At 40.4% G+C, this 12,498-nt stretch carries 9 protein-coding genes; 4 read left to right on the top strand and 5 right to left on the bottom strand.

Annotated features, from left to right (window positions below; translation table 11 throughout):
* The first annotated feature begins 180 nt into the window (after positions 1-180).
* The gene (locus tag Q1R07_RS00210) at positions 181-423 is read left to right on the top strand and encodes a hypothetical protein (RefSeq protein WP_300484782.1); all 243 of its coding nucleotides are present in this window, start codon (positions 181-183) and stop codon (positions 421-423) included.
* A gap of 46 nt (positions 424-469) precedes the next feature.
* Here Q1R07_RS00210 and Q1R07_RS00205 read toward each other — a convergent pair whose 3' ends face one another.
* On the bottom strand, positions 470-625 hold the full coding sequence (locus Q1R07_RS00205) for a hypothetical protein (RefSeq protein WP_300484779.1): 156 nt from the start codon (positions 623-625) through the stop codon (positions 470-472).
* A gap of 2 nt (positions 626-627) precedes the next feature.
* Positions 628-2,154, bottom strand: a complete 1,527-nt coding sequence (locus tag Q1R07_RS00200; protein WP_300484777.1) for a GH3 auxin-responsive promoter family protein — start codon at positions 2,152-2,154, stop codon at positions 628-630.
* Between the two features lie 149 nt (positions 2,155-2,303).
* Between Q1R07_RS00200 and Q1R07_RS00195 the strand changes: the two genes are divergently transcribed.
* A complete protein-coding gene (locus tag Q1R07_RS00195) occupies positions 2,304-3,098 on the top strand; it encodes a DUF2797 domain-containing protein (protein WP_300484776.1) in 795 nt (264 codons plus the stop codon).
* A 104-nt stretch (positions 3,099-3,202) separates the two neighbouring features.
* On the opposite strand, the gene Q1R07_RS00190 is transcribed toward Q1R07_RS00195, so the two are convergent.
* Positions 3,203-5,809 (bottom strand): AsmA family protein, encoded by a 2,607-nt coding sequence (locus Q1R07_RS00190; protein ID WP_300484775.1) that lies wholly within the window; start codon positions 5,807-5,809, stop codon positions 3,203-3,205.
* Between the two features lie 168 nt (positions 5,810-5,977).
* On the bottom strand, positions 5,978-7,750 hold the full coding sequence (sppA, locus tag Q1R07_RS00185) for a signal peptide peptidase SppA (protein ID WP_300484773.1): 1,773 nt from the start codon (positions 7,748-7,750) through the stop codon (positions 5,978-5,980).
* 114 nt (positions 7,751-7,864) lie between these two features.
* Between sppA and folK the strand changes: the two genes are divergently transcribed.
* On the top strand, positions 7,865-9,001 hold the full coding sequence (gene folK / locus Q1R07_RS00180) for a 2-amino-4-hydroxy-6-hydroxymethyldihydropteridine diphosphokinase (RefSeq protein WP_300484772.1): 1,137 nt from the start codon (positions 7,865-7,867) through the stop codon (positions 8,999-9,001).
* Here folK and Q1R07_RS00175 read toward each other — a convergent pair.
* Positions 8,998-9,534 (bottom strand): RNA methyltransferase, encoded by a 537-nt coding sequence (locus tag Q1R07_RS00175; protein WP_300484771.1) that lies wholly within the window; start codon positions 9,532-9,534, stop codon positions 8,998-9,000. The genes folK and Q1R07_RS00175 overlap by 4 nt on opposite strands.
* A gap of 146 nt (positions 9,535-9,680) precedes the next feature.
* On the opposite strand from Q1R07_RS00175, the gene mutS reads away from it, so the two are divergent.
* Complete coding sequence (mutS, locus tag Q1R07_RS00170) at positions 9,681-12,287, top strand: DNA mismatch repair protein MutS (protein WP_300484768.1); 2,607 nt, start codon at positions 9,681-9,683, stop codon at positions 12,285-12,287.
* Positions 12,288-12,498 lie beyond the last annotated feature (211 nt).

The raw sequence follows: 12,498 nt of genomic DNA, 5'->3' as shown, positions 1-12,498 counted from the left end.
TAAAAAACAGTCAGTTACAACAGAAAACCCAGCAAAAAGGGGCATTTTGTAAGTGAGCTGACTGTTTTTTCAAAAAAAAACATAATCCGGGAGCAAAAAATATTTTAGTAAATATTATTACGTATCAAAAATTTTATATCTTTGCTCCGAATTAATAATTAACCTTTATAATTTAGTAAGATGAAAAAAGTTGTTTTAAGCTTAGCATTAGTAGCTATGATGAGTGTTTCTTTCGTTTCTTGTAAAGAAACTAAAACTGAAGAGCCTGTAACTGAAGAAGTTGCTGCTCCTGCTGAAGAGGCTGTAGAAGCTGCTGCTACTACTGTTGACTCTGCTGCTGCTACTACTGAAGCTGCTCCAGCTACTGAGGCTGCTCCAGCTACTGAAGCTGCTGCTCCAGCTGCTGACGCTGCAAAAAAATAATTAGAACTTTCTAAGAATTTTAAAACCTCGCAATTGCGAGGTTTTTTTATGCCGTTTTAGCAGCTTTTCGAGTTACTATATCCGATTTGGATTCTACCTTTTTACTATCGACATCACATCTTCGCGGACCGCACCCTAAGCGTTTGGGACCACAGGAAGCAAAAAGCACTCCTGCCGCTATAAAAACAATCAGTTTTTTCATAATCATTCAATTTGGATATATTGTAACGCTTTCAGTCGATCCAGATACTCCCGACTATTCGATAGTCGTGGAATTTTATGTTGTCCGCCCAGTTTATCCTGTTCTTTTAACCAGTCGTAAAACAGGTTGGTTCGTGCCACATTCAACACTAACGGATTCAGTGTCATATTATTGTATCGTTTTGCCTCATAATCGGAGTTCACCGTTTGTAAGGCTTCGTCCAGTTTTTTACGGAAAAGCTCGATATTCTCCGGTTTTCTACGGAACTCAATCATCCATTCGTGCGCTCCTTTTTCGCGGCCTTTCATAAAGATTGGTGCCACTGTATAATCGATTACCTCGGAATTCGTCTCCTGACAAGCCTTAGCGATCGCCTTATCGGTATTTTCGACCATCAACTCCTCCCCAAATACATTGATATGGTGTTTTGTTCTTCCGGTTACTTTAATACGATACGGATTTAATGAGGTAAAACGCACCGTATCCCCTATCAGATAACGCCACAAACCGGAATTGGTTGTAATCACCACCGCATAGTTTTTATTTAACTCCACTTCCGACAAGCGGATCACTTTCTGTTCCGGTGTTCCAAAAGCATCCATCGGGATAAATTCGTAGAAAATCCCGTAATCCAGCATCAACAACAAATCATTGGAATTATTCAGATCCTGAATCGCAAAAAACCCTTCAGAGGCATTATAAATTTCGTAATAACGAAAATCCTCTTTTGGCAATAATCGTTTGTACTGCTCGCGATATGGTTCAAAACTCACTCCGCCATGGAAATACACCTCAACATTAGGCCATAATTCCACCAGGTTGTTTTTTCCGGTCTCTTCCAAAACCCGATTTAACAATACCAACATCCAGGAAGGCACTCCGGCAAAACTGGTTACATTTTCCATAACCGTTTCCTGTATGATTGCCTGGATTTTGGATTCCCATTCACTCATTAACGACACCTTGTTACTTGGCGTACTGCTGAATTCGGCCCAGAAAGGCATATTATCGATCAGGATCGCCGACAAATCGCCAAAAAACGTATTGTTATCTTCATACAATTGCTTACTTCCTCCCAAGCGGAGACTCTTTCCCGTAAACAACTGCGAATTTTCATTATTATTCAGGTACAAACACAGCAAATCTTTACTGGCCTTATAATGACAATCTTCCAAAGCTTCGCTACTCACCGGGATAAACTTACTTTTTGCATTCGTTGTTCCACTTGACTTCGCAAACCATTTGATAGGGGTATTCCAAAACACATTTTGCTCCCCTTTTCGGGTTCTTTCGATCAACGGCTCCAGTTCTTCATAGGTCGATACCGGAACGCGCTCTGCAAACGTTTTATAGCTTCTGATGGACAAAAATTCATATTTCTGACCAATAATGGTAGGCTCAGCCGTACGCAATAAGCTAAACAGCAGTTCTTCCTGGACTTCATTGGGGTATTTCAGAAACAATTCCATTTGATGAATTCGTTTTTTCAGTATCCAGGAAGCAATCGAGTTAATTATTGTCAGGGCCATATTTTAGTATATTCCGGTTAAAAAGATTTGTTTTGGCATTATTCAAACCAAAGTTTGTACTTTTACATCATTACCAAAAATAAGAAAAAAACAGCAGGAAACACTCGGCTTCACTGCAAATCCTAATACTTAAACCTGAAATTTATAAAATGCAATACGACGGCGTACTGACCAAGATGCAAACGGAAATCGGGAATCCGATACAATATTACCTTGTTTTTGAAAACAGTTTTTTGAATGTCAACCAATTACTAAATAAAGAGTTGGAGATTGCTTTTCAAGGCTATCAATGTCTGAACTGTGGCAAGAAAAAAAAGATTTTCAGACAGGGATTTTGTTATGACTGCTTTATGTCGAGTGCTTCGGCCGGTGACTGGATTATGAAACCAGAACTCAGCACCGCACATCTTGACATAGAAGACCGGGATTTGGAATATGAAAAAAGAGTCCAGTTACAGCCCCATATTGTATACCTGGCCTTGTCCAGCGAAGTCAAAGTAGGCGTTACCCGAAAAACCCAGGTTCCGACGCGTTGGATCGATCAGGGTGCCATTGAAGCCGTTCCGATCGTAGAAGTTCCGAATCGTTATCTGGCCGGAATCGCCGAGGTCGCACTAAAAGATCATTTTTCCGACAAAACCAACTGGCGAAAAATGTTGCAAAATGAAGTTCCTGCAGTGGATATTGTATCCGAACGGAATAAGTTAGAATCGTTGTTACCGGACGAAGTAAAACCGTATTTCGCACCAACACCGGAAAAACTATACCATCTGGACTATCCGGTTCTTCAATATCCGAAGAAAGTCAGCAGCCTAAGTCTGGATAAAACGCCGGTTTTTAACGGACGACTAACCGGAATTAAAGGACAGTACCTGATTTTTGAAGACGGTACCGTTTTTAATATCCGAACCTTTGAGGGTTATGTTGTTAAAATTACAATGTAAAATTTAGTTATAACACCTGACAGGTTTCGAAAACCTGTCAGGTGTAAAGTTTAGATGCAAAATAAAGACACAAAAAAGGCTATCCGTTTGGATAGCCTTCTGTTTTATTCTTCTTTTTTCTTTTTCCCGAACAGCCCCTTTATGGCATTCGCAGCCGTATTTTTAATATCGTCTTTCGGTTTGGTTTTGGTTGTATCGGCCGTTGTTCCGGTTCCGGTATTCTTTTTACCACCACCTAAAAGATTTTCCAATGCTCCGGTTCCCTGATTGATCAGTTTATCTTTTTGTTGTTGAATTAACTGATTTGAAATATTGGTAACTGCCTGGTTTAAATCGGTTGAAACCTTAGGATTTTTAAAGCTTCCGGTTAAAATTGCATTGACCGGTATATCCTGTAATTTATTCGCATCCGAAGGCGATAACTTCGCTAACAACTTATTCACATCCGATCCCAGGTATTTCGCCGGCACATCGAATTTCAGATTGTAATTCATTGATTGATCAAAACCGTGTTGTCCACCAACCGTCACTTTAATATCCTGATATTTGATATCGAATGGTTTTACATTTACCTTTCCATTATCGAACGACAAATGCGCTTTTAGGTTGTTCAGATTTAACTTATCCAAATCGATAAACTTCAGGTTTCCATCCAAAGCATTCAATAAATTCGAATTCTTTGCATTGATCGATGTCGACAATAACTGCCCTAATAAATCCCCGGAAATCGTTTTCAGATCCGGCGTCATCTCTTTGGCATCCAGATTTCCGGATAACTTGATTGTCGAATTCAGTTTTCCATTGATCACACCGGCAATCGGCGCAATCGATTTCAACATATCCAATTGTGTAAACGACTTGGCAATATCCACGGCATTTAGTCCCAGATTCATATCAAACTTCGGCACCGCTCCTTTGGTCGACACCATACCATCTACCCCAATCTGACCGTCGAACATCGATGTTTTTACGTTTTCCAGTTTTACCGCTTCATCTTTAATGATCATTTTTCCAGAAACCGCTTTTAACGTCAAATTATCATATACCACCGTATTGGCTTTGGCTGTAATAGTACAATCCAGGAAAGCCGGGATTTTCACCGCTTCCTTAGGCGCAGCCGTTTTCGTTTGCGCAGCTTCCGGTGCCGATGGCGTCATAAAATCCGACACTAACAACTGATTCGAACTCATATCGAAATTCCCTTTTAGGACCTGTTTTTTAAAGACAAATCCGTAGAAATTATCCAATGTTCCGGTTACTTTAATATCCGATTTACCGGTTACCGCATCCAATTGATTCAATCGGATCTGGTTTGGATTAAAAGCCACAGTCGCCTGTTTGATCTGGATCGGTTTCGCCAATTCCGGACCGGCATAATTAAACCCGGTCAGGCTGATATTTCCGGAATTTTGTATGTTCTGATACTGGCTTGTTTCCACCGATTTCATATCAAACTTCGTTACCACATTGGCTTTTAAAATTCCAGATAGCGGTTTTTCCAGTTTTACCGGATAGGCTTTGGTTACATTTGCCAGATTGATCACTCCTTTTAATTCGGCATCTACCAACGCATTTTGTGTAATATTTTTGATATTGGCTTTCGCATTAAACACATCCTGATCAATACGGAATGACAATTTATCCAGATTTACATAGGTATCGTTCATCAATCCCGTTTCGTTTACAATATGCGTATCGATCACGATATTTTGTACCGATTTCGGTAAGTCCGGATATTGGAACGATGCATTATCGGAGGCAATTTCGATATTGAATTTAGGAACCGTCGTATCGGTAAGCGCTCCTTTAACCGTACCGTTCACTTTAAAATCACCCGTTGTTTTTACCGTATTCAGATTTCCGGCATAGGCTTCCGGCACTAACCCAAGGAAGTTTTTAAACGAAGAAGTAGGCGTTTTAAATTTAAGATCATATTCCTGACCGTTTTCCACCATTTGAATAAAGCCATCAAACTCCAGCGGTAACTGGTTGATCAGTGCTTTATTCTCCTTAAAAGTATATTTTTGTTTTTCTAAGTCAATTCCTAAAACCGCATCCAGGTTAAGCGATACGTTTTTCATATACTTCACCTTGTCCATGTCCAAAGACAATTTGGCCGACGATTTTGTTGCCAAATCCAATTTCTGAGCGGCAAAATTCCCCGTTCCTTCGTGATTCAGGCTATCCACCACCATTTTGATTTTGGACTTCTCGTCACTATACGTAAAACGCAGGTTTTCGATCTCGTATTTTTTCAGATTAAGCGCAAACGGCTTACTTTCGGACGGTTCGTTTTCTTTCTGATCTTTTAACGCAATGTCAAAATTCCCAAGGCCGTCTTTATTAAAGATGATGTTCACGACGCCGTCTTTCGAGTAGAAACCGTCGATTTTCATCGCTTCGCCGTCTTTTTTAAACAACTCCTTAATGGACATTTTCAGGTTTACCTCGCCGGAATAAAAAAGCGTATCCCCTTCGAACGGCGCTTTATTGATCACACTAATCTTATCGATTGTAATGTTCGCATTGGGAAAGCTTTTAAACAAACTCAGATCCACATCTTCAAAAGCGACTTTGGCATCTACATTTTCATTAATGGCTTTGGCAACCAACTCCTTGATTTTGTCTTTAAACATAAACGGAACCGCCGCCAGCGTAATTATCGATAACAGTAAAAAGATACCGAAACCTTTTAGGATTTTCTTTAACATAACTCGAAATATTTATCTTACGAATTTACTACAAAAATTAAACCAACTTATTTACTGATAACAGAAAATAAGTTGGTTTGTTGTAAAAAGCCTTTAAAAGGCTGTATTTATTTTGTTTTCCGGAAACTTTTCACCGGAATTTGTAGCATTTCTCTACAATACGGGATCTTATTGAATCACCAATTCGAATGGCATCAATGCCTGAACACCTCGTTGTTGTTTAGCTCTTCGAATTTGTTCGATTACCTGATAGCCTTCGTCTCCGATTTGTTCTTTGATCAACGCTTCACGGCTTTGGAACATCGATACACTACCTCCGGTTAAACCGCGAAGCATATCCTGTACCGTTTTGTTGTATTCCGGATAATCTTCCGTTTTGTATTCTTTGATTTTTGCCAATGAAGCCGCATGTTTGATTGCCTGATCCAATCCGCCCATTTTATCGACCAATCCGATTTTAATGGCGTCTTTCCCAGCCCAAACACGTCCCTGAGCAATACTATCCACCTGAGCAAATGTCATTTTTCTTCCGGCAGCCACACGACTTACAAAGGTATTATAGATATGCTCCACACCTTCCAACACTACATTTTTATAGTTTTCATCCAGCGGTTCAAAAACACTGTAACCGGATGCATTTTGGTGTGTTTTTACCTGCTCGGCATTGATTCCTATTTTTTTAGCCAACGGACTAAAGTTTGGCAATGTTCCGAAAACCCCTATTGATCCGGTGATGGTATTTGGTTCGGCAAAAATGGTATTGGCATTACAAGCGATATAATAACCTCCCGAAGCCGCCAGATTCCCCATAGAAACCACTACCGGTTTTTTCTTTTTGGTCAGTTCGATTTCTCTCCAGATTAATTCCGAAGTCAGCGCACTACCTCCCGGACTGTCGATACGTAAAACAACCGCTTTTACATTATCGTCGTTACGCGCATCCTCTAACGAACGACGCATTGAACCTTCGCCGATATAGCTTACATCGCCTTCACCGGAAAGAATTTCACCTTGCGCATAAATAATCGCGATACGATCTTTAGCCGTATAACTATCGTTTGTATTGGCTACGTTACGGGCATAATCCAGAATGTCAACTTTATTGTATTCTTCGTCTTTTTCTACTTTTAAAGCGCGACGGATACCGTTATGATACTCGTCTTCATAACCGATTTTATCGATTAATTTTTTAGCTTTTGCCAATTCCGGTGTTCTGGCACCAAGATTATTGGCAATCGCATTTAGGCTATCTACAGAAATTTTACGGCTTTTGGAAATATCATCCACTACGGTAGACCAGATTGAATTCAGTAAAACCGTCATCTGCTCGCGGTTGGCCGGACTCATTTCGTTTTCTAAAAACGGCTCTACGGCACTTTTGTATTTTCCGTGACGGATTACTTCCATTTTCACACCGGTTTTATCCTGAAAATCTTTAAAGAATAAGATTTCGGTAGAAAGACCTTTAAAATCCAATTCGCCTACCGGATTCACATATAAGGTATCCGCAACGGAATCCAGGTAATATTCCCCTTGTGAATAGGCATTGGCGTAGGCTACCACAAACTTTCCTGATTTTTTAAAATCTTCCAGTTTGTCACGAACCGCTTTACGCTGTGCAATACCAATCATTGCCGTATTGTTTACGATCGAAATCCCTTTGATTTTATCATCAGTCTTAGCCGCCTCAATCGCATTTAATACATCGACAACACCGTCATGTTTGGCTTCGAAATAATTAAAATCCGTAAAATTGAATTTCCCGCCGTAATCCTGTTTTACTTCCGACAAATCGAGTTCGATAACCGAATTGTCTTTTATTTTTACTTTATCGCTATCGCCTCCGAAAATTGCCCCAATAAGTACAATTCCGAAAAACAGTACCATAAAAAACACAAATAGTCCTACTATGGTAGCCAGTACGTTTCCTAAAAATCTCATTTCTTTTTCGTTTTTATAATAAGTAGGTGTTTTTCCATAATTGTTACAAAACAATTTATCAACACTTCCAACAAATATACTTTAATTCTAAAATTCTTTTAGTTATTTTGCCGTATGCGCAGTCAGAATCAAGTAGTAGTATCATTAGGAAGCAACCAGGGAAACCGTATTGAAAACATTCAAAACGCCATTAACCTGATTCATAAAAACATAGGCACCGTTATTCGTATATCACGACTTTACGAGACGCCATCATGGGGATTTGAAAGCGATGCCTTTTATAACTGCGCATTGGTACTTCACACGCATCGTTCGGTTGAAACCGTACTGGAAAAGATTTTGGCTATCGAAAAAACACTGGGGCGCATCCGCAGCACTCAGGAAGGCTATCAGGCACGCACGATCGATCTGGATATTATCAGTTGCGACGAAATGATCATTGATACTCCAGATTTGCAGGTTCCGCATCCACAAATGCAACACCGTTTGTTTGTGCTACAACCGCTAAACGACCTGCGCCTGGATTGGATACATCCGGTTTTAAAGAAAAGCATTCCCGAACTGATCGCTATTACTTCCGACAACAGTACGTGTACCGTAGTGGGCAAGCTTGCTTCGCCTATTGAAAAATTCGAACTGCAACATTTTAACTATATCGCGATAGAAGGAAACATTGGCGCCGGAAAAACAACCCTTGCCACCAAGATTTCGGAAGATTTTAACGCCAAATTAATTCTGGAAGGTTTTGCCGACAATCCGTTTCTTCCAAAATTTTACAAAGATCAGGCGCGCTATGCGTTTCCATTGGAGATGTCGTTTTTGGCCGATCGTTATTTACAATTGTCCGATGACCTGGCGCAATTCGACCTTTTTAAAGACTTTATTGTCGCCGACTACCATATTTTTAAATCGTTGATTTTTGCCAAAGTAACCTTAGGCGAAGATGAATTTCGATTGTACAAAACGATGTTTGACATCATTTATAAAGAAATGCCCAAACCCGGATTGTATGTGTACCTGTATCAGAACACACCACGCCTGTTGGAAAACATCCGCAAAAGAGGTCGTTCGTACGAACAGGAAATCCCGGCCGAATATCTGGACAAAATAAACAGAGGTTACCTGGATTATATCAAATCGCAAAGTAACCTCAACGTATTAATTATCGATGTGTCCGATTATGACTTTGTGGAAAACCAAGAAGACTACCTTCAGATTCTGGATATGATTTCCGCGAAAATAAAAGTCTAACCTCCGAACTCCATTTTTCGGAATAGATCCCAAACCACAATTCCGGCACTAACGGAGATATTCAACGAATGTTTGGTTCCCAATTGCGGAATTTCGATCGTTCCATCGGCAGCATCGATCGCCTGTTGCGCGACACCTTTTACTTCATTTCCAAAAACCAGCGCATATTTGGCATCCGCTTCCGGAATAAAATCCTGTAAGAATACCGAATGTTCCACCTGTTCGATTGCAAAAACCGATACTTTTTCCTTTTTCAGATTTTCGATCACTTCCAATACATCTTTTGCATATTCCCAGGCTACCGTATCGGTCGCACCCAAAGCGGTCTTATGAATTTCCTTATTCGGAGGCGTCGCCGTAATGCCGCACAGATAAATCTTTTCGATCAGAAAGGCATCCGCCGTTCTAAAAACCGATCCGATATTATGTAAACTCCGGATATCGTCCAATACAATTATAATCGGTGTTTTTTCGGCTTCCTTGAATTCGGATATGTTTTTTCGCTCTAATTCGCTATTCGCTAGTTTTCTCATCTTTTTTCCAATACTAAACGGCAAAATTAATCATAAAATCCGATAGTAAACCGGCTTTATGACAAACATTAAGTTCGGATTGTCCCCTTTACTTTTTCTAAAAAATCCTTACTTTCGCTTTTTACAAAACATAAAATCGAAAAGCCTTGTCAACAAAAGAAAAAACACCGAAGGAAACCCCTTTAATGAAGCAATACAATGAGATCAAGCGAAAATATCCCGATGCCTGTTTATTGTTCCGCGTGGGCGATTTTTACGAAACTTTTGGTGACGATGCCGTTCGTGCCTCTCAAATTTTAGGCATTACCTTAACCAAACGCGGTGCCGGATCGGATTCGGAAACCGCATTGGCCGGATTCCCGCATCATTCGTTAAACACCTATTTGCCGAAACTGGTAAAAGCCGGACTACGTGTAGCCATTTGCGATCAGCTGGAAGATCCGAAAATGACCAAAACGATCGTAAAACGTGGGGTTACCGAACTGGTTACACCGGGAGTTGCTTTAAACGACGAAGTATTGCATTCCAAATCGAATAACTTTTTGGCTTCGGTACACTTTGGCAAAAAAACATTAGGTGTTTCCTTTTTGGATGTATCGACCGGTGAATTTTTAACCTCACAGGGAAATGCCGAGTATATCGACAAGCTGCTTCAAAATTTTAGTCCGAGTGAAATTCTGGTACCTAAAAACCATAAAAATCAGTTTAAAGAAACTTTTGGCGAGCATTTTCATGCTTTTTTTCTGGAAGACTGGATTTACAAGGAAGATTACGCCTTTGAAACGCTTACCAATCATTTTCAATCCAACTCCCTAAAAGGATTTGGCGTGGACGAGCTTCCCGAAGGTTTAATTGCCTCGGGCGCGATTTTATATTACCTATCCGAAACACAACATAACAAAATACAACATATTACCTCTATCCATCGTATAGCCGAAGACGCTTATGTTTGGATGGATCGCTTTACGATTCGCAATCTGGAATTGTACCACAGTACAAATCCAAATGCAGTGACTTTATTAGACGTAATCGACCGAACGCTTTCGCCTATGGGAAGTCGTTTGCTAAAACGCTGGTTGGCACTTCCGTTAAAGGATGCCGATCGCGTAAAAGAACGTCATAATGTGGTGGCCTATTTTAAAGAAAATCAGGAGGAATTACAAAAAGTACAATATCAGATCAAACAAATCTCCGATCTGGAACGTTTGATTTCGAAAGTCGCCACCGGAAAGGTAAGTCCGCGTGAGTTAATTTACCTGTCTAATTCTCTGGATGCGATTATTCCGATTAAAACCATCGCTCAGGAAAGCAGCAATCCATCGGTCAAAAACATTGGCGAAAAACTGCATTCCTGTGATGTATTACGCGAGAAAATCAAAGCCAATCTAAATCCCGATGCTCCGGTAGCGATCAACAAAGGAAACGCTATTGCGACCGGAATCCACGACGAACTGGATGAACTGCGCCGTATTGCTTTTTCCGGAAAAGAATACCTGGAAGCTTTGGAAACCCGTGAAAGCGAAAAAACCGGTATTCCGTCGTTAAAAGTATCCTTTAACAATGTATTCGGCTACTATATTGAAGTCCGAAACACCCATAAAGACAAGGTTCCGTCCGAATGGATCCGCAAGCAGACCTTAGTGAATGCCGAGCGTTATATTACCGAAGAGCTAAAAGAATACGAAAGTAAGATTTTAGGTGCCGAGGAAAAGATTTACAAACTGGAACTGGAATTGTTCGAGCAACTGGTATTATGGGTATCGACCTATATCAAAGCGGTACAGGTAAACGCCAATCTGGTCGCACAACTGGACTGTTTGACTTCTTTTTCGCAACTGGCGATCGAGAATCATTATATTCAACCGACAATTGACGAAAGTTTTGAGCTGGAAATTACAAACGGGCGTCACCCGGTTATTGAAAAACAGCTACCAATTGGTGTTCCGTATATTGCCAACGATGTTTTTCTGGATAACAAAACCCAGCAGATTATTATGATTACCGGTCCGAATATGTCCGGTAAATCGGCTATTTTACGTCAGACAGCATTGATCGTATTGCTAGCACAAATGGGAAGTTTTGTTCCGGCCGAAAGTGTCCGAATGGGAATTGTCGATAAGATCTTTACCCGTGTTGGTGCGTCGGATAACATTTCGATGGGCGAATCGACTTTTATGGTCGAAATGAACGAAACGGCCTCTATTTTGAACAATATTTCCGATCGAAGTCTGGTATTACTGGATGAAATTGGCCGTGGAACGAGTACGTATGACGGTATTTCGATTGCATGGGCGATTGCAGAATATCTTCACGAACATCCGGCAAAGCCAAAGACGCTGTTTGCCACCCATTACCATGAGTTAAACGAAATGGAAGTGATCTTTGACGGTATTCAGAATTTCAACGTTTCGGTAAAGGAATTAAAAGACAACGTGCTTTTTATCCGTAAGCTTGTAAAAGGCGGCAGTGCACACAGTTTTGGTATTCATGTGGCCAAGATGGCCGGAATGCCCCAAACGGTGATTCAGAAAGCCCAGAAATTGCTTAAAAAGCTTGAAAAGGATCATTCGAGCGAAGCTTTGGCCGGCGTAAAGTCGGATAAAGACGAAATGCAGCTGAGTATTTTTAGTCTGGACGATCCGTTATTGGAAGAAATCAAGGATGAAATTCTCAATACGGATATCAACACGCTAACGCCTGTGGAAGCGCTGATGAAGCTGAACGAGATCAAACGAATGCTAACCAAAAAATAATTCCACAATTAACCTAAAGGTTATCAATACATTAAAAAAAGATTTTATTTTTTTTCAGGAAAAGACTTGTATAATTAGATTTATGTACTAAATTTGCATCCGCAATACAGAACAAGTATAGCGACGTTCTAAGAAAAAATAAAATGCGAAAATAGCTCAGTTGGTAGAGCGCAACCTTGCCAAGGTTGAGGTCGCGGGTTCGAACCCCGTT

The sequence above is a fragment of the Flavobacterium sp. genome, from assembly GCF_030146175.1.
Classification (GTDB): Bacteria; Bacteroidota; Bacteroidia; order Flavobacteriales; family Flavobacteriaceae; genus Flavobacterium.
The sequence above is the reverse complement of the archived record's forward strand: the minus strand, read 5'-3'. Positions and strand labels throughout refer to the sequence as shown.

Bases quoted from the DNA above. Each gene is read 5' to 3' on its own strand.
- Q1R07_RS00210 (WP_300484782.1), top strand. From the start codon at position 181: ATGAAAAAAGTTGTTTTAAGCTTAGCATTAGTAGCTATGATGAGTGTT.
- Q1R07_RS00205 (WP_300484779.1), bottom strand. From the start codon at position 625: ATGAAAAAACTGATTGTTTTTATAGCGGCAGGAGTGCTTTTTGCTTCC.
- Q1R07_RS00200 (WP_300484777.1), bottom strand. From the start codon at position 2,154: ATGGCCCTGACAATAATTAACTCGATTGCTTCCTGGATACTGAAAAAA.
- Q1R07_RS00195 (WP_300484776.1), top strand. From the start codon at position 2,304: ATGCAATACGACGGCGTACTGACCAAGATGCAAACGGAAATCGGGAAT.
- Q1R07_RS00190 (WP_300484775.1), bottom strand. From the start codon at position 5,809: ATGTTAAAGAAAATCCTAAAAGGTTTCGGTATCTTTTTACTGTTATCG.
- sppA (WP_300484773.1), bottom strand. From the start codon at position 7,750: ATGAGATTTTTAGGAAACGTACTGGCTACCATAGTAGGACTATTTGTG.
- folK (WP_300484772.1), top strand. From the start codon at position 7,865: ATGCGCAGTCAGAATCAAGTAGTAGTATCATTAGGAAGCAACCAGGGA.
- Q1R07_RS00175 (WP_300484771.1), bottom strand. From the start codon at position 9,534: ATGAGAAAACTAGCGAATAGCGAATTAGAGCGAAAAAACATATCCGAA.